Below are 24549 nucleotides of genomic sequence, written 5' to 3' on the forward strand. Positions count from 1 at the left end.
GGTGGGTCAGGCGGAGGCGGGCGCCTCGTCGGGGCCCGGGTCGACGTCGTTCGCCGCTTCCTCGGCGCGCTCGTCCGCCGCGGCCCGGATGGACCGCCACGCGGATTCCGCGGCCTGCTGCTCCGCCTCCTTCTTGCTGCGGCCGGTGCCGGTGCCGTACGAGACGCCTCCGACGCGGGCGGCAGCAGTGAAGGTCTTCTCGTGGTCGGGGCCGGTCTCCGTGACCAGGTACTCGGGGACGCCGAGCCCTTCGGTCGCGGTGAGTTCCTGGAGGCTGGTCTTCCAGTCCAGGCCGGCACCGAGGTTGGAGGACTTCTCGATCAGCGGGTCGAACAGGCGGTGCACCAGTTCGGAGGCCGCGTCGAGGCCCTGGTCGAGATAGACCGCGCCGATCACCGCTTCGAGGGTGTCGGCGAGGATGGACGCCTTGTCCCGGCCGCCCGTGCCCTCTTCACCGCGGCCGAGCCGGATGAAGGAGCCCAGTTCGAGCCCGCGGCCCACCTGTGCCAGCGCACGCGAGTTGACCACCGCGGCCCGCAGCTTGGCCAGCTGGCCCTCGGGCAGGTCGGGGTGGGTGCGGTACAGCGTGTCCGTGACGACGAGGCCGAGCACGGAGTCCCCGAGGAACTCCAGCCGCTCGTTCGTCGGCAGGCCGCCGTTCTCGTACGCGTAGGAACGGTGGGTCAGCGCACGCACCAGAAGGGCGGACTCGAGCTGGTAGCCGAGCCGCCCTTCCAGAAGCGTGTGGGACGAGGCCTGGTTGTTGTCCGCCTTCTTCTTGGCGGGTGGGTCCGCCTTGGCGTCATCCGCCTTCTTGGGGACTGACACAGTGCCTCTCACCAGCCGCTCAGACCTCGAGGACCTGGCGCTTGTTGTAAGTGCCGCAAGACGGGCACGCGATGTGCTGCTGCTTGGGCTCGTGGCAGCGCTCGCACGCAACCAGGGTGGGGACCGCAGCCTTCCACTGCGACCGGCGGTGGCGCGTGTTGCTGCGCGACATCTTCCGCTTCGGAACAGCCACGGCTACTTCTCCTGCTTCTCGGCGGCGTCCGCGGATTCTGGCCCGTCGCCGCTCATCTCGTCCTTCTCGCCGTCTTCGAGTGAACCGGCGAGTCCCTGCAATGCCGCCCAACGGATGTCGACGGCGTCGTGGTGGTGGTCCGGGTCGTCCGCCAGGCGTGCCCCGCACTGGGAGCACAGACCCGGGCAGTCTTCCCGGCACACCGGCTGCATCGGCAGTGCGAGCACCACCGCGTCGCGCAGCACGGATTCGAGGGCGATCAGTCCGTCCTCGACGAAGAGCCTGTCCTCGTCGTCCTCGGCGTCGTCGCCCGGTTCCGCCACTGGGCGGCCCCGGTCGTCGGCGTCAGGGTACGAGAACAGCTCCTGGAAGTCCGCTTCGAGCTGCTGCTCCAGCGGCTCCAGACACCTTACGCACTCCCCCTCGGCCCTGGCACGGGCGGTGCCCGTGACGAGCACCCCTTCCATGACCGACTCGAGCCGGAGATCGAGCTCCACCGGGGCGCCTTCCGGCACTCCGATGACTCCCTGGAGACCGAGGTCCTTGGGAGCGTCGACCGTGCGGGTCAGGCGCTGGAGCGCACCGGGCCGCCGTCCCAGCTCGTGCGTGTCGAACACGAGGGGGTCGCGGTGGTCGAGGCGCGCGTTCAGAGCCATTCCTGCTTTCGGTCTTTCGTGGCTTGGGAAATGCCGCCCTGCGGTGTTCCCGGGCAGCGGCGATCGCGGACGTACACGCGACCGAAGAGCCAGGATACTGGACCATGCGCTCTCGTCCCAATCCGGGCCGCCGCGCCCGCGGCCTCAGAGGCCGCGGCCCTGTTCGTACGCCCGCAGCTGCTCGGCGCTGATCATGCTGGTGTCGAACAGGCTGGTCTCGTCGAGCGCCTGCGGCTGGGCCTGCGCGGGCTGTGGCGGCTGGGGCTGGGCGTAGCCCTGCTGCCCCTCGTAGCCCTGCTGGCCGTCGTAGGCCTGCTGCCCGTCGTAGGCCTGCTGGGCGTCGTAGCCCTGGTAGGCCGCGTACGGGTCGGCGGCCTGCTGCTGGTAGCCGTACTGGTCCGGTGCGCCGCCGTAGGCCTGCTGGTAGGCGGCGTACGGGTCGGGCTGCTGCTGCGCGTAGCCGTACGCCGGCTCCTGCTGCGGCATGTCCGGCACCGCCTGCCCGGGCACCTGCTGCGGCACCTCGGGCACCGCCTGCGCCGGCACCTGGGCCGCGGCCGGCTGCTGCTCGCCGTACTCGGGCCGGCGGGGCTGCTCGGCGGGGGCGTCCGAGAGGGCGGCGAGGTCGGCGAGGTAGTCGGCGTCGCTGGAGTGCTGGACGGTGCCGGAGTCCTCGGCGAGGGCGCCGAGGTCGTCGGTGGCGATCCGGCCGTGCAGCTTCTGGCGGCCCCGCCCGACCGCGTCGAGGGTCTTGGCGAGCACGGCCTCGAAGGCACCGAGCTTGGTGTCGACGTAGGAGTCGGCGTCGCGGCGCAGGGTCTCGGGGTCGTGGCTGCGCTCGGGGGCGTCCTCGTCCTCGTAGCCGTTCTCGTCGAGGCCGGGTCCGGTACCGAGGAGCTTCTCGCGGCCCCGGCCGACGGAGCCGAGGGTCTTGGTGAGCACGACCTCGAAGTTGGCGAGCTTGGAGTCGACGTAGTCGTCGGCCTCGGCGCGGACCTCCTCGGCCTCCTGCCGGGCCTCGGTGAGGATGCGGTCGGCCTCGGCCTGGGAGCGGCGGGCGACCTCGGTGCCGGCGATCAGGGAGCCCCGCTCGGCGTGCGCGCTCTCGATGATCCGGTCGGCCTCCTGGCGGGCCTGCGCGACCATCTGCTCCCGGTCGCCGATCAGTTCCTGGGCCTGGGCGAGGGAACCGGGCAGCTCGGCCCGCAGCTCCTCCAGCAGCGAGAGCAGTTCGGCGCGGTTGACCACGCACGAGGCCGACATGGGCATGGCGCGGGCGCCGGAGACCATCGCGGTGATCTCGTCGAGCTTGTTCTGCACGTCCACCGTGTGCTCGCCACTCTCTACAGCTGTGTTGGAGACGGACGGGACGACTGTACGACCCTGGGGTGTCCCGGGGACACCTGGTGACGGATCGCCGGTCTCCGACAGGCGGTACGACGGGCAGGTCAGTGCTGCGTCAGCCGGTCCCTGAGGGCGTCGAGGACGAGCGGCGGCACCAGGTGGGCGACGTCTCCGCCCCAGGTCGCGACCTCCTTGACCAGGGAGGACGACAGGAAGCTGTAGGTGGGGTTGGTCGGGATGAAGAGGGTCTCCACGCCGGAGAGGCCGTTGTTCATCTGGGCCATCTGCAGCTCGTAGTCGAAGTCGCTGACCGCGCGCAGGCCCTTGACGATGGCCGGGATCTCGCGCTGCTTGCAGAAGTCGACGAGCAGGCCGTGGAAGGACTCCACGCGCACGTTGCCGTACTCGGCGGTGACCTGGTGGATGAGGTCGATCCGCTCCTCGATCTCGAACAGGCCCTTCTTGGACTGGTTGATCATCACGGCGACGTAGACCTCGTCGTAGAGACTGGAGGCCCGGGCGATGATGTCCAGGTGCCCGTTGGTGATCGGGTCGAACGACCCGGGACAGACGGCACGGCGCACTTGCTTTCCCTCGCTCTCCGGTCCGGTCATCGTGCGTCATCGCACGTAGAGGCGGCGCGACCGTACCAAAACGTTCCCTCGCCGTAGCGACGGGCCCGGAGCGCCTCGAAGCCGTCGGGCCAGCCGAAATCGCCGCCTCTGGTGCTGCGCTCCACGGTGACGAGCGCTTCCTTGCCGAGCCAGCCCTCCGTGCGGAGTGTGAGCAGGATCTCCCGAAGATCGTCGTCCGGGACGGCGTACGGGGGGTCCAGGAAGACGACGTCGTACGGTTCGGCCGGGGCCGGGGTGCGGAGGATCTGTTCCGCTTTGCCCGCCCTGACCTCGGCGCCGGGCAGGCCGAGCGACTTGACGTTCTCCCGCACCGTGCGGGCGGCGCGGGGGTCGGCCTCGACGAGCAGGACGTGCCCCGCGCCGCGGGAGAGCGCCTCCAGGCCGACGGCACCGGAACCGGCGTACAGGTCGAGCACCCGCTCTCCGTCCAGCGGGCCGCCGAGCAGGGACTGCCAGGTCGAGAACAGGCCTTCGCGCGCTCGGTCGGAGGTGGGCCGGGTGCCGGATCCCGGCGGGACGGCCAGGCGGCGTCCGCCGGCCCGGCCGGCGATCACGCGGGTCATTTTCTGGGTCCTTGTCGCTGGTGCTCGGCTGTACGGAGTCGCTGACGCCCGGCCCGTGCGAAGTCGCAGGTGCCCGGCCGTGCGGAGTCGCTGGTGCCCGGCCGTGCGGACGGGACGCGCACCGGCGACCGGGACGGTGTCCGGTGCCAGTCTCTCAGCCCTTCTCCAGGTACTGCTCCCGCTCGTCGTCCAGCAGTGCGTCCAGGGCCGTGCGCAGGGCGGGCAGGCCGGTCAGCTCCGGGTCGGCGGCGACGACGGCGGCCGCCTCCTGTCTGGCCTCGGCGATGATCTCCTCGTCCTCGATGACGGCGAGGACGCGCAGGGAGGTGCGGGCGCCGGACTGGGCCTGGCCGAGGACGTCGCCCTCCCGGCGCTGTTCGAGGTCGATGCGGGAGAGCTCGAAGCCGTCGAGGGTGCCCGCGACCGCGTTCAGCCGCTGGCGGGCCGCGCTCGCCTCGGGCATCTCGGTGACCAGCAGGCACAGGCCGGGGGCGGAACCGCGCCCGACCCGGCCGCGCAGCTGGTGGAGCTGGGAGACGCCGAAGCGGTCGGCGTCCATGATCACCATCGCGGTGGCGTTGGGGACGTTGACACCGACCTCGATCACGGTCGTGGCGACCAGCACGTCGGTCTCCCCGGCGGCGAAGCGGCGCATGACCGCGTCCTTGTCGTCGGGCTGCATACGGCCGTGCAGGACCTCCACCCCGAGCCCCCCGAGCGGCCCCTTGGCGAGCTGCTCGGCCACGTCGAGGACGGCGAGCGGGGGCCGCTTCTCGGCGTCGTCCTCGGCCTGTTTGCCCGGTGCGGCCTTCTTCTTCGGGTCGGCCTCCTCGTCGCCGATGCGGGGGCAGACGACGTACGCCTGGTGGCCGTTCGACACCTCCTCGCGGACGCGTTCCCAGGCACGGGAGAGGAAGTGGGGTTTGTCGGCGGCGGGGACGACATGGCTGGCGATCGGGGAGCGGCCGGCCGGGAGCTGGTCCAGGACGGAGGTCTCCAGGTCGCCGAAGACGGTCATGGCGACGGTGCGCGGGATGGGCGTGGCGGTCATGACGAGCAGGTGCGGGGGCTGCTTGCCCTTGCCGCGCAGGGCGTCGCGCTGCTCCACGCCGAAGCGGTGCTGCTCGTCGACGACGACCAGGCCGAGGTCGTGGAACTGCACCTTGTCCTCGATCAGCGCGTGCGTGCCGATGACGATGCCCGCCTCGCCGGTGGCCAGGTCGAGCAGGGCGTGCCGGCGGGCGGCGGCGCCCATGGACCCGGTGAGCAGCACCACCTTGGTGGCGTGCTCGGCACCGCCCAGCATGCCGCCCTCGGCCAGCTCCCCCATCATCTCGACGACGGACCGGTGGTGCTGCTGGGCCAGCACCTCGGTGGGCGCCAGCAGCACGGCCTGCCCGCCGGAGTCGACGACGGCGAGCATGGCGCGCAGGGCCACCATCGTCTTCCCGGACCCGACCTCGCCCTGGAGCAGCCGGTGCATCGGATGGTCGGTGGCGAGGTCGTCGAAGATCTCGCGGGAGACCTTCTGCTGGCCGTCGGTGAGGGTGAAGGGGAGGCGGTCGTCGAACGCGGTGAGCAGGCCGTCCGGACGGGCCCTGCGGGGAACGGCGGGGAGCTGGGTCTCGGCGTGGCGGCGGCGGGCGAGCGCGACCTGGAGGACGAAGGCCTCGTCCCACTTCAGCCGGGCGCGGGCGTCCTCGATGTCGGCCTTGGTGTGCGGGCGGTGGATCTTGAGGAGGGCCTCGGGGAGGGAGACGAGGCCCCGGCCCTCGCGCAGGGAGTCGGGCAGCGGGTCGACGGCCTCCTGGGCGCTGGGCAGCACCGTCTGGATCGCCTTGCCGATCTTCCAGGACTCCAGTTTGGCGGTGGCCGGGTAGAGCGGGATGAGGGCGCCCGCCCAGGACTCGACGCTCTCGTCCGCATCGTCCTCGGCGTCGCTGCCGCGCAGCAACTCGTACGCTGGATGGGCCAGTTGAAGTCGGCGGTTGAAGACGGAGACCTTGCCGGCGAACATCGCGCGGGTGCCCGGCAGGAGTTCCTTGTGGGGCTTGTGCACGCCGTTGCCGAAGAAGACCAGTTGGAGGCGGCCGCTGCCGTCGGTGATGGTCACCTCCAGGCGCTGTCCCTTGCCGCGCGGGGCCTTCGACGAGGCGAAGCTGTGCAGTCGGGCGTCGGCGACCTGGGCGACCACCGTGACGTGCTCGTCCATGGGCAGGTCGGCGAGGTGGGTGAGCTGACCGCGCTCCTCGTACCTGCGGGGGTAGTGGTGGAGCAGGTCGCCGACGGTGTGCAGGCCGAGGTGCTCGGCCATCACCTTCGCGGTGGCGGGGCCGAGCACCTTCTTCAGGGGTTCTCGCAGTGCGGGCACGAGATCCATTCCACACCACGCCACTGACAACGGCGCCGGGAAGCGCCGTACCGGCCGTACCGGCGGGGTCCGCCGGTACGGCCCCGCGGTGTCGCGGCGCCGTGGCCGGCTCCTCCGCGAGGCTTTCCCAAGGGGCGTCGTTCGGTTCGGGCCGCCGGCCGGGCAGCGGTGCCTTGTCGCCGATACGGGCGGATTGGGTGCGTGCGGCCGCGAGGCTGAGGAGGGCGGCAACGCGACGGGGTCCGCGCGAGCGAAGCCGAGCGTGGGGGAGTCGGCGATCGACGGCAACACCGCCGGGTCCCCCGCGCCCTCGAGGCAGCGAGGCAGCGGGGAACCCGGTCCCGCGCCCCCGTCGAGACCCGCGACGCCCCCGGCCCGCGAGGTCGCCCGCCGAACGGCCCGGCCCGGCGCCTGCGGGACGGGGACCGGCACCTGCGGGACGGAACGCCGTACGCCGCGGCAGCGCGGGCCACCGGTCCGGGCCGGGCTCCGCCGCACCGGCTGTGCCCGGCCGTGCCGGCGGCTGCGGCTATTCGACGCCGACCAGCAGCAGCGCGCCCTGCCGCCCGCCCCGGTAGACCGCCGTGTCGACGGCGAGGTACGCCTCCCGGACGCGGGCCTCCAGCTGGTCGGCGAGGGCCGGGGGCGCCTCGTCGCCGAGGACGAGGGTGACCAGCTCGCCGCCGGCCGACAGCATGCGGTCCAGGACGGTCGCGGCCACCCGGGACACGTCCGGGCCGATCACGGCCACGTCGCCGTCGATGAGGCCGAGCACGTCGCCGGCCTGGCAGATGCCGGCGGTGGTCCAGGAACGGCGTTCGGCGACGGTGACCTCGGCGTGCCGGGTGGCGCCGGCCGCCGAGGTCATCGCCACCACGTCCTCGTCGAAGCGCCGGTCGGCCTCGTGCACGGCGAGCGCGGCGATGCCCTGGACCGCGGAGCGGGTCGGGATGAGGGCGGCCCTGATGCCCTCGGCGCGGACCTGTTCGGCCGCCGCGGCGGCGGTGTGGCGCAGTTCGGCGTCGTTGGGCAGCAGCACGACCTCGCGCGCGTGGGCCCGCCGTACGGCCTGGACCAGCTCCCCGCTGGCGGGCGGCTCCCCCGGGCGGGCGAGCAGGGTGGTCGCGCCTGCTCCGGCGTACAGGTCCGCCAGCCCCTCCCCCGGCACGACGGCCACCACGGCCCGCTGGGCGCGCTCGCGCGGCGGGCGCTCGGCGCCGGTGGTGTGGACGTCGCCGTGCCCGAAGTGGGTGATGCGGATCCGGTACGGCCGCCCGGCCTCGACGCCCGCCTCCACGGCGGCGCCCGCGTCGTCGACGTGCACGTGGACGTTCCACAGCCCGTCGCCGCCGACCACGACGAGCGAGTCCCCGAGCGCGTCGAGCCGCTGCCGCAGCCGGGCCACGGCCGCGTCCCCGGCCTCCAGGAGGTAGATCACCTCGAAGGCCGGCCCGTCCTCGTCGGCGGTCGCGCACTCCGCCGCGGGGTCGGCACCGCCGTGCCCCACGCGCGCGTGGGGCACGGCACCCGCCTCCGGCGTCCGGCCCGTGAACGTCTCCACCAGGGCCGCGAGCACCGTCACCAGGCCGTGTCCGCCGGCGTCGACCACTCCGGCGCGCTCCAGGGCGGGCAGCTGGCCCGGGGTGGCGGCGAGCGCCGCGCGGGCGCCCTCGTACGCGGCGAGGGCCACCTCCGCGCAGTGGTCCCCGGCGCCGTCGGCCGCGTCGGCGGCGGCCGAGGCCACGGTCAGGACGGTGCCCTCGACGGGGTGGGCCACGGCCTGCCGGGCGGATTCGGCCGCGTGCCGCAGGGCCAGCCCGAGGCCCGGGCCGCCGGTGTGCGGGGCGTCACTGCGCGCGGCGAGCACCTGGGCCATGCCGCGCAGCAGCTGCGCGAGGATGGTGCCGGAGTTGCCCCGCGCGCCGATCAGCGCGCCGTGCGCCATGGCGCCCACGGCGTCGGCCAGCGAGGGCCCGCCGTCCGCGTCCCGCGTAACGGCATCCCGGGTGTCCGCATCCCGGGTGTCCGCGTCCCCGGCGCCGGCGTCCACCTCGTGTGCCGCGAACACGGCCTCCACGGCGGCGACGGCCGACTCGACGGTCAGATAGAGGTTGGTCCCGGTGTCTCCGTCGGCGACGGGGTAGACGTTGATCGCGTCGATGTCCTCACGCGCCCGTCCCAGCGCGCGCAGCGACAGACCGCACCAGGTACGCACCGCCAGAGCGTCGAAGAACCTCTGCGGCACCTGCGCCACCTGCGCCTCCCTGAGATCCTGGACGTGGCTGGCAGCGTAGACCTCGGGCGGGGCCGCGCCCGGGGCGGGCCCCTGAGCTGCCGTGGTAGTTTCGTTGTACGGGAGCAGCCGTTGTATGCTGCTCCGGTTGCCCGATCCCGATCGGGCCATCCCCCTGGCACCGCCACTCAGTTCCCGGAACCTCCGCGTCCGAGACCTTGATCCCGGCATGCCGGGATCAACCGTAAGTGCATCTGAAGTCTTTGGAGTGACCCGTGGCTGCCAACTGCGACGTCTGTGGCAAGGGGCCGGGCTTCGGCAACAACATCTCGCACTCGCACCGCCGTACGTCCCGTCGCTGGAACCCGAACATCCAGCGTGTGCGTACCGTGGTCGGCGGGACGCCGAAGCGCGTGAACGCTTGCACCTCGTGCATCAAGGCCGGCAAGGTCTCGCGCTGACGCGTCTCAGCTGAGCGCGCGGCCACTGCCTGGTCCGCTGTAGGGAGCCGGTCCACCTCGGGTGGGCCGGCTTTTTGCCGTCCCGGTGGGCCGGCGTCTGCCTCACGCGGCTCCCTCGCCGACGCCGTACGCGGCTCCCTCTCCGAGAGACCCTTGCGCCCATCAGGTCAGGGCGTGCGCCCGAGGGCCCACCCGTGGTCGACGGGTCCGATGCCGGCGCCGAGCGCGAATCCGGCTTCGACCGCCCCGGTGACGTACTCCTTGGCCGCCCGTACGGCGTCCGGCACCGACTGACCCTTGGCCAGCCCGCAGGCGACGGCGGAGGCGAGGGTGCAGCCGGTGCCGTGGGTGTGCCGGTTGTCGAGGCGGGGACCGCGCAGCCAGTGTTCCGCGGAGCCGTCGGTGAGCAGGTCGACGGCGTCGCCGGGCAGATGGCCGCCCTTGACCAGCACCCAGCGCGGCCCGTACTCCAGCACGGCGGCGGCGGCCCGGCGCAGATCGGCCTCGGCGTCGACCCGTACGCCGGTGAGCTGTGCGACCTCGTCGAGGTTCGGGGTGGCGACGGTGGCGGCCGGGAGCAGCCTGGTGCGGACCGCGTCCAGCGCGGAGGCGGCGAGCAGCGCGTCCCCGTGCTTGGAGACGCCGACCGGGTCGACGACCGCCGGGGCGTCCGTGCCGCCGATCAACTCGGCGACGGTCTCGACCAGTTCGGCGGAGGAGAGCATTCCGGTCTTGACCGCCTGGACGCCGATGTCGTCCACGACGCTGCGGTACTGGGCCCGTACCGCGGCCACGGGCAGTTCCCAGGCGCCCTGCACCCCGAGGGAGTTCTGCGCGGTGACCGCGGTGAGGACGCTCATGCCGTGGGTGCCGAGAGCCAGCATCGTCTTGAGGTCGGCCTGGATGCCGGCGCCGCCGCCGGAGTCGGAGCCCGCCACGGTGAGGACCAGGGGCGGCCTCACGCCTCGACCTCGCCGCCGAAGTGGTCCCAGCCGCCCTTGCTCGTCCAGGGCGCCCCGTCGACGGTCACCTGGGGCAGTGCGGAGGGGTTGAGGACCTCGCCGATCACCTTCCAGCGGGCGGGCAGTTTCACGTCCGGCGGGAAGGTCGCCACGATCGCGTGGTCCTCTCCCCCGGTGAGCACCCACTGCATGGGGTCGACGCCGACGGCCTGGCCGATGTCGTTCATCTGGGACGGGATGTCGATCCGCCCGGAGCCGATGTCGATCCTGACCTTGCTGGCCTCGGCGATGTGCCCCAGGTCGGCGATGAGTCCGTCGCTCACGTCGCACATGGCGGTGGCGCCGAGGCCCGCGGCGGCGGGGCCCGCGTGGTACGGCGGTTCGGGGCGGCGGTGGGCCTCCACGAAGGCGCGCGGTGAGCGGAAGCCGCGGGAGAGGACGGCGAACCCGGCCGCGGACCAGCCCAGCCAGCCGGTCACCGCGACGAGGTCGCCGGGCTGCGCCCCGGACCGGGTGACGGGCTCCTGGTTCCGCAGGTCGCCGAGGGCCGTGATGGAGACGGTGACGGTGTCGCCGCGCACCACGTCGCCGCCGACCACGGAGGCGCCCGCGACCTGGCACTCGTCGCGCAGGCCGTCCATCAGCTCACTCGGCCAGGTGACGGGCAGTTCGGGGGGCACGACGAGGCCGAGCAGCAGTGCGGTCGGCACCGCGCCCATGGCGGCGATGTCGGCAAGGTTCTGTGCCGCCGCCTTGCGGCCCACGTCGTACGCGGTCGACCAGTCCCGGCGGAAGTGCCGGCCCTCGACCAGGATGTCGGTGCTGGCCACCACCCTGCGGTCGGGTGCGGCCACCACCGCGGCGTCGTCGCCGGGTCCGACCCGGACCGCCGGGGTGGTGGTGAGACGGGAGGTGAGCTCCCTGATGAGCCCGAACTCCCCCAGCTCACCAACAGTGCCCTTCATCGCCTTGGCTCCCCTTCTGTCCCTGTCCCGATCCGTGCCCGTGCCCGGTCGCGCGCCATCAGTGTCCTCGTCACGGCCGAACCGACCGTGTCACGGCCGAACCGGCCGTCGCCGCCATGTTCGGTGCACCCGCCACCGCCACGGCCCGTCCGTCCGCCACCGCCACGGCCCGTCCGTCCGTCGTCGCCACGGACGGGGCGGACGTCACCGCGGCCCGCGCGCGCGTCAACCCGCGCGTCAACCCGTTCCAGTGCGACACCCTGGCGCGCCAGGTCCGCGGTCCGCGGGTCTCCCCGCGGGGAGCGGCTACGCGATACCGTGGCGTTCCTTTTCCCCACATGATCCCCGTGGCCGCTCTGGAGGTTCCGTGGTACAGGCGTACATCCTGATCCAGACGGAGGTCGGCAAGGCGTCGACCGTCGCCGGGACGATCAGCAAGATCCCTGGAGTGATCCAGGCAGAGGACGTGACAGGACCCTACGACGTCATCGTCCGCGCCCAGTCCGACACGGTCGACGAACTGGGTCGCATGGTGGTCGCCAAAGTCCAGCAAGTGGACGGCATCACCCGCACCCTGACCTGTCCGGTCGTCCATCTCTAGCCCCCTTCCGCCCACTCGGTCCCGTTCCGCTGATCGCCGCCGCAGGCCGCTCCCCAGCAGACGAACGGCGGGTCGGCGGCGGTTCCCGGCCGGACACGGGACCGCCGAGCTGTGGCGGAACCCGGACAACACGCCGCCGCCTGCGGACAGCGGGCTGGGGAAACCCGCTGATCATACTGCGAGAAGGCGACCCCCGAGGGAGTCGCCTTCTCGTATCCGCCCCGTAACCGCCCCGTATCCGCGGGACGTGCGCCGGCGCGGTGCGCGCAGCGTGTGTCAGCGCAGCCCCGTGGGACGGCGCAGCGCCGCCCCGACCAGCCGGTCCACCAGCTCGGGGTAGCTCACACCGGTCGCCTGCCACATCTGCGGGTACATGGAGATGGGTGTGAAGCCGGGCATGGTGTTGATCTCGTTGATCACGAACTCGCCGTCCTCGGTGAGGAAGAAGTCCGCGCGCACCAGCCCTTCGCAGGAGGCCGCGTCGAACGCCGCCACGGCGAGCCGCCGGACCTCGGCGGTCTCCTCGTCCGTGAGCGGGGCGGGCACGATGCCGGGGGTGGAGTCGATGTACTTGGCCTCGAAGTCGTAGTAGGCGTGCTCCGAGGGCGGCGGGATCTCGGCGGGTACGGAGGCCCGGGGGCCGTCCTCGAACTCCAGCACCCCGCACTCGATCTCGCGGCCGCGCAGCGCCGCCTCGACGAGGATCTTCGGGTCGTGGCGACGGGCCTCCTCGATCGCCTCGTCGAGTCCGGAGAGGTCGTCGACCTTGGTGATGCCGATCGAGGAACCCGCGCGCGCGGGCTTCACGAACAGCGGCCAGCCGTGCTCCCCGGCGAAGTCGACGATCCTCTTGCGGGCGGCGGACGGGTGCTGCTCCCACTCGCGGGGCCGCACCACCGCATAGGGGCCGACCTTCAGCCCGTAGGAGGTGAAGACCGCCTTCATGTACTCCTTGTCCTGGCCGACGGCGGAGGCGAGCACGCCCGCGCCGACGTAGGGCACGCCGGACAGCTCCAGCAGGCCCTGCAGGGTGCCGTCCTCGCCGTACGGGCCGTGCAGCACGGGGAAGACGACGTCGACCTCGCCCAGGGCCTTGGGCACCGAGCCGGGTTCGCTGTAGACGACCTCGCGGCTCGCGGGGTCGACGGGGAGCAGCACGCCGCCCTCGGCCGACTCGGCGAGTTCCTCGACGTCGGGCGTACGGCGCTCGGTGATCGCCATGCGTTCCGGTTCGTCGGCGGTGAGGGCCCAGCGGCCGTCCCGGGTGATGCCGATCGGCAGGACGTCGTACTTCGTCCGGTCGATGGCCGCCAGGACGGCGCCGGCGGTGACCACGGAGATCCCGTGTTCGGAGCTGCGCCCGCCGAACACGACGGCCACCCGCGGCTTGCGGGGCGGCGGCTCCGGACTCTGCTCGGGGCTCTGGGGGAGGTTCTCGCTGCTCATATCGCGTCGAGAGTACCCGTCCCCCGGGCCGTGACACAGCGTCGGCGGGGCCGCGTGGCGCCCGGGTTCCGCCGGGGGGGGGGCGCTCGCTCAGCGCCGTTCGGGCTTCGCGCTGCGCGACATCAGCTCCTTGACCGCGACCACCGGCGGCTTGCCCTCGTGCACGATGGCGACGACGGTCTCGGTGATCGGCATGTCGACGCCGTGCCGGCGGGCCAGATCCAGCACCGACTCGCAGGACTTGACGCCCTCGGCGGTCTGCCTGGTGACCGCGATGGTCTCCTCCAGCGTCATGCCCTTGCCGAGGTTGGTGCCGAAGGTGTGGTTGCGGGACAGCGGCGAGGAGCAGGTCGCCACCAGGTCGCCGAGCCCGGCGAGACCGGAGAAGGTCAGCGGGTCGGCGCCGAGTGCGGTCCCGAGGCGGGTGGTCTCGGCGAGGCCGCGGGTGATGAGGGAGCCCTTGGCGTTGTCGCCGAGCCCCATGCCGTCCGCGATGCCGACGGCCAGCCCGATCACGTTCTTCACGGCGCCGCCCAGCTCGCAGCCGACGACGTCGGTGTTGGTGTAGGGGCGGAAGTACGGCGTGTGGCAGGCGGTCTGCAGGCGCCGGGCGACGGATTCGTCGGGGCAGGCGACCACGGCGGCGGCCGGCATCCGGGCGGCGATCTCGCGGGCCAGGTTGGGCCCGGTGACCACGGCGATGCGCTCGGCGCCGACCTTGGCGACGTCCTCGATCACCTCGCTCATCCGCATCGCGGAGCCGAGTTCGACGCCCTTCATCAGCGACACCAGGACGGTGTCGGGCGCCAGCAGGGACGTCCAGTCGGCGAGGCCCGCGCGCAGCGTCTGGGACGGCACGGCGAGGACGGTGAAGTCGGCGCCGCGCGCGGCCTCGGCGGCGTCGGTGGTGGCCCGCAGGTTCTCGGGGAGTTCCACGCCGGGCAGGTAGTCCGGGTTGGTGCGGGTGGAGTTGACGGCGTCGGCGAGTTCGGCGCGGCGCCCCCACAGGGTGACGTCGCAGCCCGCGTCGGCGAGGACCGTGCCGAAGGCGGTGCCCCAGGATCCGGTGCCGAAGACGGCCGCCCTGACCGGCTTGCTCACGTGCTCTGCCCTTCTGCCTGCGTTCCGTGCGTCCGCTGCGGCGCCGCCTGCGACTTCGCCTGCTGGGTGCGGCGCCGCTGCTCGATCCGCTCGCGGCGCGGGTCGTACGGGGTTTCGGGTGCCTTCTCGCCGCGGATCTCCTCCAGCTGGCGGGTGACGGCGGCCATGATGACCTCGGTCGCCTCCTTCAGCAGCTCCGCGGTCATCTCCCGGTCGTAGAACCGCGACAGGTCGACCGGCGGGCCCGCGAGCACCTGGTGGGTCTTGCGCGGCAGGAGGTGGGGCTTCTTGGCGTACGGCGGCAGCAGTTCGTTGCAGCCCCACTGGGCGACCGGGACGACCGGGCACTTGGTCTGCAGGGCGACGCGCGCGGCGCCGGTCTTGCCGGTCATGGGCCAGCCGTCGGGGTCGCGGGTCAGGGTGCCCTCGGGGTAGAAGGCGACGCACTCGCCGCGTTCCACGGCGTCGATCGCGGCCCGGAAGGCGCTGAGCGCGTCCGTGCTCTCGCGGTAGACGGGGATCTGTCCGGTGCCGCGCATCGCGGCTCCGACGAAGCCCTTCCTGAAAAGTCCGCTCTTCGCGAGGAATCGCGGGACCCGCCCGGTGTTGTACTGGTAGTGCGCGTACGCGAAGGGGTCCACGTGCGAATTGTGGTTCACGGCGGTGATAAATCCGCCGTCGGCCGGAATGTTCTCCATTCCCCGCCAGTCCCGCTTGATCAGAACCACCAGCGGCGGTTTGCAGATCACCGCGGCCAGGCGGTACCAGAAGCCGATTCTGCGGCGGGGCACGCTGACACCTTTCTCCAGGGCCTGGGGCCGGACAAGTGTCGCCCCGGGCCGCCCGTCTGTCGAGAACACCGTACGCCCCGACGAGTGAACCGCCAGGTCTTGAAGGTGACAATGCTGGCGACGAGAGAAGGACGGAACACCCGTGCAGTGGACCTTGGTCGTACCCGTGAAGCCCCTCGCCCGGGCCAAGAGCAGGCTGTCGGACACCGCGGACGACGGGGTGCGGCCGGGTCTCGCGCTGGCGTTCGCACAGGACACCGTGGCGGCCGCGCTGGCCTGTCCGGCGGTCGCGGATGTGGCAGTCGTCACGGACGACGCCCGTGCCGGACGCGAACTGCGGGAGCTCGGCGCGGCCGTGGTCGAGGACGAGCCCGGCGGCGGTCTGAACGCCGCGCTGACGCACGGGACGGCGGCGGTGCGGGCGGCGCGTCCGAGAAGTCCGGTGGCCGCGCTCAACGCCGACCTTCCCGCGCTGCGGCCGGCCGAATTGGCGCGGGTTCTGCAGGCGGCGGGGCAATTTCCCCGTGCTTTCCTCCCGGACGCGGCAGGAATCGGTACGACCTTGCTGACCGCGCTCCCGGACCGTGAATTGTCCCCCGCTTTCGGTCCGGATTCCCGGGCCCGCCACCGCGCGTCGGGGGCGGTGGAACTGCGGCTGGGCGCGGTGGATTCCGTACGGCAGGACGTGGACACCGGACCGGACCTGCGCACCGCCCTGGTCCTGGGGGTGGGGCCCCGAACGGCCGCGGTGGCGGCGCGGCTGCTGATCGCCGGGCAGTAGGCTGCCGCCATGCAGGCGACCGCGTACACGTACGACCCCGTCAGCCGCTGCGGGCAGGTGCTGCTCGACGACGGCACGCCCGTGCCCTTCGACGCGGCGGCGTTCGACGCGGGGGGTCTGAGGCTGCTGCGGCCCGGGCAGCGGGTGCGGATCGAGACGGAGCCGGAGACGGTGACCGAGATGGAGACGGGCTCCGGGTCTGCGGACGGGAACGGGGCGCGGAGCGGGGAGCCGGGCGCGGGCCGGCGGATCACGCTGGTGACGCTGCAGACGTTCTGAGGCGGCACGCACGCCGACGGGTCCGTGCCCCTCGTCCGGGTACGCACCGCACCGAAGAGGCCGGGCACCTCGTCGGGGTGCGCACTGCTCCAAGGAGGCCGGGCACCGCTCCCGGGTACGCACACGCCGCGGGCCGGACTCCGAGAGGGAGTCCGGCCCGACGCGTGGGCGGCCCTGTGCCGGTTGGCCTGCCGCGGCCTGCTACTTCTTGCGGGCGGTGGCCTTCTTGGCGGTGGTCTTGCGGGCGGTCGACTTCTTGGCCGGGGCCTTCTTGGCGGTCGCCTTCTTCGCCGGGGCCTTCTTGGCCGCGGTCTTCTTCGCCGCAGCCGTGGTGGTCTTGGCGGCGGACTTCTTGGCGGTGGTCTTCTTCGTCGTCGTCTTCTTCGCCGCGCCGGTGGTCTTCTTCGCGGTGGTCTTCTTCGCCGCCCCGGTGGTCTTCTTGGCCGCGCCGGTCGCCTTCTTCGCGGCGCCCGTGGCCTTCTTGGCGGCGGCCTTCTTGCCCGCGGCCTTGGAGATGGTGGGCGGCGGGCCGGACAGGCTGCCCTTGGGGGCCTTCTTGACCGCGATGTCGTTCTTCGGGAGCTTCTTCGAGCCGCTCACCAGGTCCTTGAAGCCCTGGCCCGCGCGGAAGCGCGGCACGGAGGTCTTCTTGACCCGAACCCGCTCGCCCGTCTGGGGGTTGCGGGCGTACCGGGCCGGACGGTCGACCTTCTCGAAGGAACCGAAGCCGGTGACCGAGACTCGGTCGCCCGCGACCACCGCGCGGACGAGGGCGTCCAGCACCGCGTCGACGGCGTCGGCGGCCTGCTGCCGGCCGCCCAGCTTGTCGGCAATCGCTTCTACGAGCTGCGCCTTGTTCACGTCTTCCCCTTCGGAGACCTCGCCAGAACGAATGTGTTCAAGCTTTTTCGCACGTTAGGCAGATATATACCGCAAATCAAACACGAAACGGGCTAATCACCCTTGTGCCGCAACGGACTCGGGCCGTTCCGGTCTGTTCAGCCGTCCTCTTCGGGGTATCGGCCCGCGTCGAGGTCGGCGGTGAACCGGTCCAGACGCCTTGCCGCACCGGCGAGATCGTGTTTGGCCGCGGCCGTAATGACCAGCAGCTTCCGGGTCAGCGCCACACGTACGCCCTCCGGGACTTGCAGTGCGCGCACTGTTGTGTGCGCTTCCTTGAGCCGGACCGCGACCGCCGCATAGAGCTCGAGTTGGCCGTCGTGTTCCATGCACAGATTGTGCCATCTGGGGCGAGTTGTCGCCTGCGCAGGGGGCAACTGCCGCCTCAAACGGTCATCGGAGCACACGCGGAAGTCGGGTCCTCGGGACTCGTCTACCCCTGCAACCACGCCTCTAACGTGGGAAGTTGTGTGCCCCTGCGGTGACGGACGCGCGTGGTCGGAACCGAAAACGGCCGTACCCCCGATCGGGCTGATCGGGGGTACGGCGGGGGTGTTGGGTGGCCGAAACTCGACCTTGCGGAGCCCCGGGGCGACTCGCGGGGCGCCGCGGGAAGTCAGACCTGGAGGGTCTGCGGCTTGAAGGACGGGCGCTTCGCCTCGTACGCCGCGATGTCGTCCTCGTTCTGGAGGGTGATCGAGATGTCGTCCAGGCCGTTCAGCAGGCGCCAGCGGGAGTTCTCGTCCAGTTCGAAGGAGGCGGTGACGCCTTCGGCACGGACCTGCCGGGCCTCCAGGTCGACCGTGACACCGGCCTCGGGGTCGCTCTCCGTGAGTTCCCACAGCGCGTCCACGACCTTCTGGTCGAGGACCACCGTGAGCAGGCCGTTCTTCAGTGAGTTGCCGCGGAAGATGTCGGCGAAGCGGGAGGAGATCACGGCCTTGAAGCCGTAGTTCTGCAGTGCCCAGACGGCGTGCTCGCGCGAGGATCCGGTACCGAAGTCCGGGCCGGCGACCAGGACGGTGGCGCCCTGGCGCTCGGGGCGGTTGAGCACGAACTCCGGGTCCTTGCGCCAGGCCTCGAAAAGCCCGTCCTCGAAGCCGTCCCGGGTCACCTTCTTGAGCCAGTGGGCGGGGATGATCTGGTCGGTGTCGACGTTGCTGCGGCGCAGCGGGACGGCCCGGCCGGTGTGCGTGGTGAATGCTTCCATGACTCTCAGACTCCAGCGGGCGTGGGGACGTCGGCGGCGGACAGGTCGGCCGGGGAGGCCAGGTGGCCCAGGACCGCCGTCGCGGCCGCGACCTGCGGCGACACCAGGTGGGTGCGGCCGCCCTTGCCCTGGCGCCCCTCGAAGTTGCGGTTGGAGGTGGACGCGGAGCGCTCACCCGGCGCCAGCTGGTCCGGGTTCATGCCCAGGCACATCGAGCAGCCCGCGTGCCGCCATTCGGCGCCGGCCTCCTTGAACACCACGTCCAGGCCCTCGGAGACGGCCTGCAGACCGACCCGCGCGGAGCCCGGGACGACCAGCATCCGTACGCCGTCGGCGACTTTGCGGCTCCGTACGATCTCGGCGGCGGCGCGCAGGTCCTCGATGCGGCCGTTGGTGCAGGAACCCACGAAGACGGTGTCCACCTTGATGGAGCGCAGCGGCTGCCCGGCCTCCAACCCCATGTACTCGAGGGCCTTCTCGGCGGCGAAGCGCTCCGAGGCGTCGTCGTAGGAGGCGGGGTCGGGGACGGCGGCGGAGAGCGGTGCGCCCTGGCCCGGGTTGGTTCCCCAGGTGACGAACGGCGCCAGCTCGGCGGCCTCGATGACCACCTCGGCGTCGAACTCGGCGTCGTCGTCCGTGCGCAGCGTCTTCCAGTACTCGACCGCCGCGTCCCAGTCGGCGCCCTGGGGGGCGTGCGGGCGGCCCTGGAGGTAGGCGAAGGTGGTCTCGTCGGGGGCGATCATGCCCGCGCGGGCTCCGGCCTCGATCGACATGTTGCAGATGGTCATGCGGGCTTCCATCGAGAGCTTCTCGACGGCCTCGCCGCGGTACTCCAGGACGTAGCCCTGGCCGCCGCCCGTGCCGATCCTCGCGATGATCGCCAGGATCAGGTCCTTGGCCGTGACGCCCTCGGGCAGTTCGCCGTTGACGGTGATCGCCATGGTCTTCGGGCGGACCATGGGCAGCGTCTGGGTGGCCAGCACGTGCTCGACCTGGGAGGTGCCGATGCCGAACGCCAGCGCGCCGAAGGCGCCGTGCGTGGAGGTGTGCGAGTCGCCGCAGACCACGGTGGTGCCGGGCTGGGTCAGTCCCAGCTGCGGGCCGACGACGTGCACGACGCCCTGCTCGACGTCGCCCAGCGGGTGCAGCCGGACGCCGAACTCCGCGCAGTTCGCCCGCAGCGTCTCCAGCTGGACCCGGGAGACCGGGTCGGCGATGGGCTTGTCGATGTCGAGCGTCGGGGTGTTGTGGTCCTCGGTGGCGATGGTCAGGTCGCGCCGCCGCACCGGACGGCCGCTCTTGCGGAGGCCGTCGAAGGCCTGCGGGCTGGTCACCTCGTGCAGCAGGTGCAGATCGATGAAGAGGAGGTCGGGCTCGCCCTCGGCGCGCCGGACGACATGGTCGTCCCAGACCTTCTCCGCGAGTGTCCTACCCATCGCTTTCCCTCCGGCCGACGAAGCGCCGACCCAACTAGAGATCTTGGGGAAGCGGTGCCCGTGTCCCCTGCGTTTCCGGGCAACCGCCACCAGGCCCTTTCGTCACGGGCCATTGTGACTTCGTGCATTCCAGAGTGGCGCGTTCCACGGAAAATTGAACTTGCGTTTCACAGAGTGAGACGGGAGTATCGTTTCATGGACAACAGTAGCGGCGTCGGCGTTCTGGACAAGGCGGCCCTCGTCCTGAGCGCTCTGGAGTCCGGCCCGGCCACCCTCGCGGGGTTGGTCGGTGCGACCGGACTGGCACGACCCACGGCCCACCGCCTGGCCGTGGCGCTGGAACACCACCGCATGGTGGCGCGCGACATGCAGGGCCGTTTCATCCTCGGCCCGCGCCTGGCCGAGCTGGCGGCGGCGGCCGGCGAGGACCGGCTGCTCGCCACGGCGGGCCCGGTGCTCACCCACCTCCGCGACGTCACGGGCGAGAGCGCCCAGCTCTACCGCCGCCAGGGCGACATGCGCATCTGCGTGGCCGCCGCCGAGCGCCTTTCGGGCCTGCGGGACACGGTCCCGGTGGGCTCCACGCTCACCATGAAGGCCGGCTCCTCGGCGCAGATCCTCATGGCCTGGGAGGAGCCCGAGCGCCTCCACCGCGGTCTCCAGGGCGCCCGCTTCACGGCGACGGCCCTGTCCGGCGTACGGCGCCGGGGCTGGGCCCAGTCCATCGGCGAGCGCGAGCCCGGCGTCGCGTCCGTCTCCGCACCGGTGCGCGGCCCCTCCAACCGCGTGGTGGCGGCGGTGTCCGTCTCCGGCCCCATCGAGCGCCTGACCCGCCACCCCGGCCGGATGCACGCGCAGGCGATCATCGACGCCGCCGGCCGCCTCTCCGAGGCGCTGCGCCGCACCGGCTGACCACTCGGGACACTGGGTACACCAGGGACACCGACGACCGGCGACCGGGCCCGCCTCAACGCCGCGGCGGGCCCGGTGCCGTTCCCAGCCCCCGTCTCCCAACCCCCGCCTCAGCCCCTGCCCGGGGTCCTGTCCGGGGTCCTGGCCGGGGCGACCACCCGCTTCTCGGCCCTCTCCCCCGTGCCACTCTCCGCACCCCTCTGCGCCCGGTACGCGAACCGGTCCTGCGCACGCCTGCCCCGCCGTTCGAGCGGCACCTGTCCGTGCGCCGCCGCGAGCCCGAACGCGGGCATGTCCCCGTAGATCGACTCGTACGACCCCTCGGGCACTACGTACGCCTCGTGCCACAGCCCCACGTGGCCGCGCACCTCACCCTTGCGCTCCTTGCGGTTGACGGCCGCCCAGGCCCGGTGGTGGAACATGTCGGGCGAGTGGGCGTACTCGTAGAGCTTCTCCTTGGACTCCCAGTACTGGACGACGTAGTAGGTACGCGGCGAGGCCGTCAGCAGTACGTGGCTCAGGAGTCCCCGCTCCGGATTCTTCGCCAGCTCCCGGAGCATGCGCGCCATGGCCAGGAGGACCGGCAGCCAGTGATGCACGGCCCAGAAGTGGTTGATCCGCATGCCGATGAGCAGGACGGTCACGTCCCCCTCGGCAGCAGCGGTCGTGCGAGTCGCGGTCCTGCTCGGCATGACGCCTCCCCGTATTGGTGAGCGACACTATCCAAATGCCACTGTTTAGATAGTGGCATTATTCAAAGAAGGGCGCAAGGAATGCGACTGGCCGACCTGAGCAAGCGCAGCGGGGTGTCCACCGCGACGATCAAGTACTACCTGCGGGAAGGCCTGTTGCCGCCGGGCCGGCAGATCAACGCGACCACCGCCGAGTACGACGACGGCCATCTGCGCCGGCTGCGGCTGGTGCGGGCACTGATCCAGGTCGGCAAGGTGCCGGTGGCCACGGCACGGGAGGTGCTGGGGCACGTCGACGACGAGTCGCTGGGCCGCACCATCCGCTTGGGGGCGGCCCTGTGGGCGCTGCCGCAGGACCCGGAGCCGGACGAGGCGGATCCGGCGGTGGCCGCCGCCCGCGTCGAGGTGGACCGACTGCTTGAGCTGCTGGGCTGGGAGACCTCCCGGGAACTGGCCCCGCTCTCCCCCGTGCACCGCTCCCTCGTGGTGGCGGTGGCCGGGCTGCGTCGCCTCGACTATCCGTGGGACGCGGAACTGATGGCGCCCTACGGCGAGTTGATGATGGAGGCGGCCCGGAGGGACCTGGACTTCCTGGAGACCCATGCCCAGGACTCGGAGAAGGTCGAGATGGCGGTCGCCTCTGCAGTGCTCTTCCAGCCGGTACTGCGGGCCCTGCACCGGCTGGCACAGGAGGAGGAGTCGGCCCGGCGGTACGGCATCGAGTAACGGCCAAGGGGGCTCCCGCCTCAGCGAGAGCCCCCTTGGGACTGACGTACCCCCGACCGGATTCGAACCGGCGCTACCGCCTTGAGAGGGCGGCGTGCTAGGCCGCTACACAACGGGGGCGTGGATCATGCTGGCGTTCCATACTGCCTCGCCGCAGATCCGAGCTGGTCTACCAGGACTCGAACCTAGACTAACTGAACCAGAATCAGTCGTGCTGCCAATTACACCATAGACCAATGTGGTTTAGACCAGTTCGTACCCCCGACCGGATTCGAACCGGCGCTACCGCCTTGAGAGGGCGGCGTGCTAGGCCGCTACACAACGGGGGCCCTAGCGATCCTGCATCGAGAACAGCGGGAGCGACCCGAGCTGTCCTCGCGGGAAGGATCTGTACCCCCGACCGGATTCGAACCGGCGCTACCGCCTTGAGAGGGCGGCGTGCTAGGCCGCTACACAACGGGGGCCTTGCGGATGGATCTCCGCGATGCAGATAAGCTCTGCGAGCTGGCCTACCAGGACTCGAACCTAGACTAACTGAACCAGAATCAGTCGTGCTGCCAATTACACCATAGGCCACTGGAACGCAAGCCCCTCGGGGGATCTTGTTCTAGCGCTGCGCCTTCGGTTCCCGGCCCTTCCGGCCCGCTCTCCGGCGGCGCAGGAAGAACATTACCCGAAGGTGGACGGGGCTCCAAAACGGGTATCGCCGCCGAGGAGCGCGGGAAGTTCGGCGAGCGAGGCGATGCGGCGCGGCCCGGCCGGCGGGTCGACGGCCGCGTGGACGCCGCCGCGGTCGATCCACACGGAGAGCAGTCCGGCGTCGTGGGCGCCGCGACCGTCGATCTCCGGGTGGTCGCCGACGTAGGCGACCTCGGACGCGGCGAGCCCGAGCGCGTCGCAGGCGGCGGCGAAGGCTCCGGCCTCGGGTTTGGAGACGCCCAGCTCGGCGGCGCACAGGATGGCCTCGAAGCGGTCGTGCACCCCGAGTACGCGCAGCTTGCGGTCCTGGACGGTGAGGCTGGAGTTGGAGAGCACGGCGTGCCGGTGGCTGTCGGCGAGGGAGTCCAGGACGGGCAGCACGTCCGGGAAGAGGGACCAGGCCGACTCGTAGTGCGTGAGGTACCGCTGGAACCAGTCGTCGGCCTCGGTGTCCGTCAGGCCCGGACTGCCCAGGAAGACGCGGGTGCGGTCACGCCGCTGTGTGACGAAGTCCACCTCGCCCGCCGCGAACCGCGCCCACTGCTGTTCCGTGATCTCCCGCCACCGCACGAGCGCCTCCTCGGCCGACCCGTACCCGGCGAGGACCCCTTCGGCGACCAGGTGGGCGTGCATGCCCTCGCGGTCGGCGGTGGTGTAGTCGAAGAGTGTGTCGTCGACGTCCCAGACCACGGCGCGAATGCTCATGATCCGACGGTAACCCCACATCGGATGGCACGGGTTCTCTTCGGCGGCCCGGGCAGGGAGGGGTGCCCTGGTTTGGGCGGACCGACGAGCGAAAGTGCCGAACCCACCATGCCCGAACACCGCGTCCATTTCACCGTTGAGGCCCACGCGACGTACGAGGCCCTGCCCGGCGAGCGCCGGACCCGTCTCGACCGGGCCGTGCGGATCCTGGCTCGCGATCCGTTCCCGGGGAGGTCTCGGTGCATCTCTGCTACATCGACGAGGCGGGCAACGGGCAGACGATCGATCCCGCGAGACCTGACGCCCCTCCGGTCCTCGTCGTCGGCGGATTCACCGTGCCGCGATCCCACGTCAAGTCTCTCACCTGGGCTTTCCTCGACGTCAAGAAGCATTATCGGCCGCAGTTACGGAGTGCCGAGCAGCTCTCCGAGGTGATCCAGGAGGGGCTGGCGTTCGACGAGTCCGGCGTCTATCCCGCACCCGAGCGGCCGCAGCCTGAACCGGACGGTGGCCTGCCGCTCGTTCCCTGAGCGGAAACCGAACGGCACCGGGACATGGGCAGGCCCCCGCCTACTGCGCGGCAAGGCCCTCGATCTCGACCAGCATCCGCGGGTCGGACAGGGCCCGGACCTCAGCCAGCAGGCTGGCCGGGCGGCAGTCCGCGGCGGCCAGTTCGCTCAGTATGGCGTCGTAGGCAGCCGTCACCGCTTCGATGTCAACGGTGAAGATCCTGATCTGGACGAGGTCGCTCAGGGCGAACCCGGCCTTGTCCAGCGTCTCGGCCAGACGCCGGAAGGTCAGCCGGATCTGGCCGCGCACGTCACCCACGGCGGCGATGCCGCCCTCGTCATCCCGGGCCTCGTGGCCGGCAACCACGAGCCAGCGTCGGGGCTGTTCGACGAGCACGGCCCGGTTGTAGGCCAGGCGGTCCCCGAAGAAGCGTGGGGCGATGTCCTCACGGCGCATGCCGTCAGTGTGCGGGCGGCGAGCCCGCGGCGCCGGTCGGAGGGGCCCGGGCGGGGTACGCGAAGGGCGGCGCCCGTACGGACGCCGCCCTTC

At 71.8% G+C, this 24549-nt stretch carries 27 protein-coding genes and 5 tRNA genes; 7 read left to right on the forward strand and 25 right to left on the reverse strand.

Features of this window, described 5'->3' with window-relative positions:
• Positions 1-6: 6 nt before the first annotated feature.
• From rnc to HZS56_RS18350, 8 genes are all read right to left on the reverse strand, one after another.
• On the reverse strand, positions 7-840 hold the full coding sequence (gene rnc, locus HZS56_RS18315) for a ribonuclease III (protein ID WP_216721783.1): 834 nt from the start codon (positions 838-840) through the stop codon (positions 7-9).
• Positions 841-847: 7 nt separating this feature from the next.
• A complete protein-coding gene (rpmF, locus tag HZS56_RS18320) occupies positions 848-1021 on the reverse strand; it encodes a 50S ribosomal protein L32 (RefSeq protein ID WP_003951102.1) in 174 nt (57 codons plus the stop codon).
• Between the two features lie 2 nt (positions 1022-1023).
• Positions 1024-1677: a YceD family protein gene (locus HZS56_RS18325; protein ID WP_216721784.1), complete on the reverse strand. Its 654-nt coding sequence runs from the start codon at positions 1675-1677 to the stop codon at positions 1024-1026.
• Between the two features lie 144 nt (positions 1678-1821).
• Positions 1822-3003 carry a F0F1 ATP synthase subunit B gene (locus HZS56_RS18330; protein WP_216721785.1) on the reverse strand — a complete coding sequence of 394 codons (1182 nt, stop codon included), beginning with the start codon at positions 3001-3003 and terminating at the stop codon, positions 1822-1824.
• A gap of 122 nt (positions 3004-3125) precedes the next feature.
• A complete protein-coding gene (gene coaD, locus HZS56_RS18335; protein WP_216721786.1) occupies positions 3126-3605 on the reverse strand; it encodes a pantetheine-phosphate adenylyltransferase in 480 nt (159 codons plus the stop codon).
• A 26-nt stretch (positions 3606-3631) separates the two neighbouring features.
• Positions 3632-4369 (reverse strand): 16S rRNA (guanine(966)-N(2))-methyltransferase RsmD, encoded by a 738-nt coding sequence (gene rsmD / locus HZS56_RS18340; protein WP_308408096.1) that lies wholly within the window; start codon positions 4367-4369, stop codon positions 3632-3634.
• Positions 4370-4373: 4 nt separating this feature from the next.
• Entirely contained in the window at positions 4374-6599 is a 2226-nt protein-coding gene (gene recG / locus HZS56_RS18345; protein ID WP_216721788.1) for an ATP-dependent DNA helicase RecG, read from the reverse strand.
• A 520-nt stretch (positions 6600-7119) separates the two neighbouring features.
• Positions 7120-8844, reverse strand: a complete 1725-nt coding sequence (locus HZS56_RS18350) for a DAK2 domain-containing protein (protein ID WP_216721789.1) — start codon at positions 8842-8844, stop codon at positions 7120-7122.
• 254 nt (positions 8845-9098) lie between these two features.
• On the opposite strand from HZS56_RS18350, the gene rpmB reads away from it, so the two are divergent.
• Positions 9099-9284, forward strand: a complete 186-nt coding sequence (rpmB, locus tag HZS56_RS18355) for a 50S ribosomal protein L28 (protein ID WP_003993230.1) — start codon at positions 9099-9101, stop codon at positions 9282-9284.
• 167 nt (positions 9285-9451) lie between these two features.
• Here rpmB and thiD read toward each other — a convergent pair whose 3' ends face one another.
• Entirely contained in the window at positions 9452-10246 is a 795-nt protein-coding gene (gene thiD / locus HZS56_RS18360; RefSeq protein WP_216721790.1) for a bifunctional hydroxymethylpyrimidine kinase/phosphomethylpyrimidine kinase, read from the reverse strand.
• The gene (locus tag HZS56_RS18365; protein ID WP_216721791.1) at positions 10243-11211 is read right to left on the reverse strand and encodes a thiamine-phosphate kinase; all 969 of its coding nucleotides are present in this window, start codon (positions 11209-11211) and stop codon (positions 10243-10245) included. Before HZS56_RS18365 ends, thiD begins: the two co-directional genes overlap by 4 nt.
• A 367-nt stretch (positions 11212-11578) precedes the next feature.
• Between HZS56_RS18365 and HZS56_RS18370 the strand changes: the two genes are divergently transcribed.
• Entirely contained in the window at positions 11579-11812 is a 234-nt protein-coding gene (locus HZS56_RS18370; protein WP_031034165.1) for an Lrp/AsnC ligand binding domain-containing protein, read from the forward strand.
• Between the two features lie 276 nt (positions 11813-12088).
• Here HZS56_RS18370 and HZS56_RS18375 read toward each other — a convergent pair whose 3' ends face one another.
• The 3 genes from HZS56_RS18375 to HZS56_RS18385 form a co-directional block, all read right to left on the reverse strand.
• On the reverse strand, positions 12089-13258 hold the full coding sequence (locus HZS56_RS18375) for a D-alanine--D-alanine ligase family protein (protein WP_216721792.1): 1170 nt from the start codon (positions 13256-13258) through the stop codon (positions 12089-12091).
• A 90-nt stretch (positions 13259-13348) separates the two neighbouring features.
• Positions 13349-14359: an NAD(P)H-dependent glycerol-3-phosphate dehydrogenase gene (locus tag HZS56_RS18380; RefSeq protein WP_216721793.1), complete on the reverse strand. Its 1011-nt coding sequence runs from the start codon at positions 14357-14359 to the stop codon at positions 13349-13351.
• Positions 14356-15150 (reverse strand): lysophospholipid acyltransferase family protein, encoded by a 795-nt coding sequence (locus HZS56_RS18385; protein ID WP_216721794.1) that lies wholly within the window; start codon positions 15148-15150, stop codon positions 14356-14358. The genes HZS56_RS18380 and HZS56_RS18385 overlap by 4 nt, the downstream gene beginning before the upstream one ends.
• A gap of 142 nt (positions 15151-15292) precedes the next feature.
• On the opposite strand from HZS56_RS18385, the gene cofC reads away from it, so the two are divergent.
• Both cofC and HZS56_RS18395 read left to right on the forward strand, forming a co-directional pair.
• Positions 15293-15931: a 2-phospho-L-lactate guanylyltransferase gene (cofC, locus tag HZS56_RS18390; protein WP_216721795.1), complete on the forward strand. Its 639-nt coding sequence runs from the start codon at positions 15293-15295 to the stop codon at positions 15929-15931.
• Between the two features lie 9 nt (positions 15932-15940).
• On the forward strand, positions 15941-16210 hold the full coding sequence (locus HZS56_RS18395; protein ID WP_216721796.1) for a hypothetical protein: 270 nt from the start codon (positions 15941-15943) through the stop codon (positions 16208-16210).
• A gap of 201 nt (positions 16211-16411) precedes the next feature.
• Here the strand turns inward: HZS56_RS18395 and HZS56_RS18400 are convergent, their stop codons facing one another.
• From HZS56_RS18400 to leuC, 4 genes are all read right to left on the reverse strand, one after another.
• Positions 16412-17071, reverse strand: coding sequence for an HU family DNA-binding protein (locus HZS56_RS18400; protein WP_216721797.1), 660 nt, complete (start codon positions 17069-17071; stop codon positions 16412-16414).
• Positions 17072-17208: 137 nt separating this feature from the next.
• Positions 17209-17439 (reverse strand): SCO5555 family protein, encoded by a 231-nt coding sequence (locus HZS56_RS18405; protein ID WP_216721798.1) that lies wholly within the window; start codon positions 17437-17439, stop codon positions 17209-17211.
• Between the two features lie 287 nt (positions 17440-17726).
• Positions 17727-18320 carry a 3-isopropylmalate dehydratase small subunit gene (gene leuD, locus HZS56_RS18410; protein ID WP_216721799.1) on the reverse strand — a complete coding sequence of 198 codons (594 nt, stop codon included), beginning with the start codon at positions 18318-18320 and terminating at the stop codon, positions 17727-17729.
• Between the two features lie 5 nt (positions 18321-18325).
• Positions 18326-19756 carry a 3-isopropylmalate dehydratase large subunit gene (leuC, locus tag HZS56_RS18415; protein ID WP_216721800.1) on the reverse strand — a complete coding sequence of 477 codons (1431 nt, stop codon included), beginning with the start codon at positions 19754-19756 and terminating at the stop codon, positions 18326-18328.
• Positions 19757-19951: 195 nt separating this feature from the next.
• Between leuC and ndgR the strand changes: the two genes are divergently transcribed.
• On the forward strand, positions 19952-20668 hold the full coding sequence (gene ndgR, locus HZS56_RS18420) for an IclR family transcriptional regulator NdgR (RefSeq protein WP_121749358.1): 717 nt from the start codon (positions 19952-19954) through the stop codon (positions 20666-20668).
• 110 nt (positions 20669-20778) lie between these two features.
• On the opposite strand, the gene HZS56_RS18425 is transcribed toward ndgR, so the two are convergent.
• Positions 20779-21360, reverse strand: a complete 582-nt coding sequence (locus tag HZS56_RS18425; RefSeq protein ID WP_216721801.1) for a DUF4188 domain-containing protein — start codon at positions 21358-21360, stop codon at positions 20779-20781.
• 81 nt (positions 21361-21441) lie between these two features.
• On the opposite strand from HZS56_RS18425, the gene HZS56_RS18430 reads away from it, so the two are divergent.
• On the forward strand, positions 21442-22086 hold the full coding sequence (locus HZS56_RS18430) for a MerR family transcriptional regulator (RefSeq protein ID WP_216721802.1): 645 nt from the start codon (positions 21442-21444) through the stop codon (positions 22084-22086).
• A gap of 47 nt (positions 22087-22133) precedes the next feature.
• Here HZS56_RS18430 and HZS56_RS18435 read toward each other — a convergent pair.
• The 6 genes from HZS56_RS18435 to HZS56_RS18460 all read right to left on the reverse strand — a co-directional run bounded on the left by HZS56_RS18435 (position 22134) and on the right by HZS56_RS18460 (position 23490).
• Positions 22134-22206: transfer RNA gene (locus HZS56_RS18435), tRNA-Glu, on the reverse strand.
• A gap of 44 nt (positions 22207-22250) precedes the next feature.
• Positions 22251-22322 (reverse strand) — tRNA-Gln (locus HZS56_RS18440).
• 20 nt (positions 22323-22342) lie between these two features.
• Positions 22343-22415 (reverse strand) — tRNA-Glu (locus tag HZS56_RS18445).
• A 62-nt stretch (positions 22416-22477) separates the two neighbouring features.
• Positions 22478-22550: transfer RNA gene (locus tag HZS56_RS18450), tRNA-Glu, on the reverse strand.
• Positions 22551-22590: 40 nt separating this feature from the next.
• Positions 22591-22662, reverse strand: a tRNA-Gln gene (locus HZS56_RS18455).
• A gap of 93 nt (positions 22663-22755) precedes the next feature.
• Entirely contained in the window at positions 22756-23490 is a 735-nt protein-coding gene (locus HZS56_RS18460) for an HAD family hydrolase (protein WP_216721803.1), read from the reverse strand.
• 239 nt (positions 23491-23729) lie between these two features.
• Here HZS56_RS18460 and HZS56_RS18465 point away from each other — a divergent pair, with 239 nt between their 5' ends.
• Positions 23730-24020, forward strand: a complete 291-nt coding sequence (locus HZS56_RS18465; RefSeq protein ID WP_216721804.1) for a DUF3800 domain-containing protein — start codon at positions 23730-23732, stop codon at positions 24018-24020.
• Positions 24021-24060: 40 nt separating this feature from the next.
• Here the strand turns inward: HZS56_RS18465 and HZS56_RS18470 are convergent, their stop codons facing one another.
• Entirely contained in the window at positions 24061-24456 is a 396-nt protein-coding gene (locus tag HZS56_RS18470) for a RidA family protein (RefSeq protein ID WP_216721805.1), read from the reverse strand.
• Positions 24457-24549 lie beyond the last annotated feature (93 nt).

The organism is Streptomyces mayonensis, assembly GCF_018982965.1.
Classification (GTDB): domain Bacteria; phylum Actinomycetota; class Actinomycetes; order Streptomycetales; family Streptomycetaceae; genus Streptomyces; species Streptomyces mayonensis.

Bases quoted from the DNA above. Each gene is read 5' to 3' on its own strand.
- HZS56_RS18325 (WP_216721784.1), bottom strand. From the start codon at position 1,677: ATGGCTCTGAACGCGCGCCTCGACCACCGCGACCCCCTCGTGTTCGAC.
- recG (WP_216721788.1), bottom strand. From the start codon at position 6,599: ATGGATCTCGTGCCCGCACTGCGAGAACCCCTGAAGAAGGTGCTCGGC.
- HZS56_RS18365 (WP_216721791.1), bottom strand. From the start codon at position 11,211: ATGAAGGGCACTGTTGGTGAGCTGGGGGAGTTCGGGCTCATCAGGGAG.
- HZS56_RS18375 (WP_216721792.1), bottom strand. From the start codon at position 13,258: ATGAGCAGCGAGAACCTCCCCCAGAGCCCCGAGCAGAGTCCGGAGCCG.
- HZS56_RS18395 (WP_216721796.1), top strand. From the start codon at position 15,941: ATGCAGGCGACCGCGTACACGTACGACCCCGTCAGCCGCTGCGGGCAG.
- HZS56_RS18405 (WP_216721798.1), bottom strand. From the start codon at position 17,439: ATGGAACACGACGGCCAACTCGAGCTCTATGCGGCGGTCGCGGTCCGG.
- leuD (WP_216721799.1), bottom strand. From the start codon at position 18,320: ATGGAAGCATTCACCACGCACACCGGCCGGGCCGTCCCGCTGCGCCGC.
- leuC (WP_216721800.1), bottom strand. From the start codon at position 19,756: ATGGGTAGGACACTCGCGGAGAAGGTCTGGGACGACCATGTCGTCCGG.
- ndgR (WP_121749358.1), top strand. From the start codon at position 19,952: ATGGACAACAGTAGCGGCGTCGGCGTTCTGGACAAGGCGGCCCTCGTC.
- HZS56_RS18425 (WP_216721801.1), bottom strand. From the start codon at position 21,360: ATGCCGAGCAGGACCGCGACTCGCACGACCGCTGCTGCCGAGGGGGAC.
- HZS56_RS18430 (WP_216721802.1), top strand. From the start codon at position 21,442: ATGCGACTGGCCGACCTGAGCAAGCGCAGCGGGGTGTCCACCGCGACG.
- HZS56_RS18460 (WP_216721803.1), bottom strand. From the start codon at position 23,490: ATGAGCATTCGCGCCGTGGTCTGGGACGTCGACGACACACTCTTCGAC.
- HZS56_RS18470 (WP_216721805.1), bottom strand. From the start codon at position 24,456: ATGCGCCGTGAGGACATCGCCCCACGCTTCTTCGGGGACCGCCTGGCC.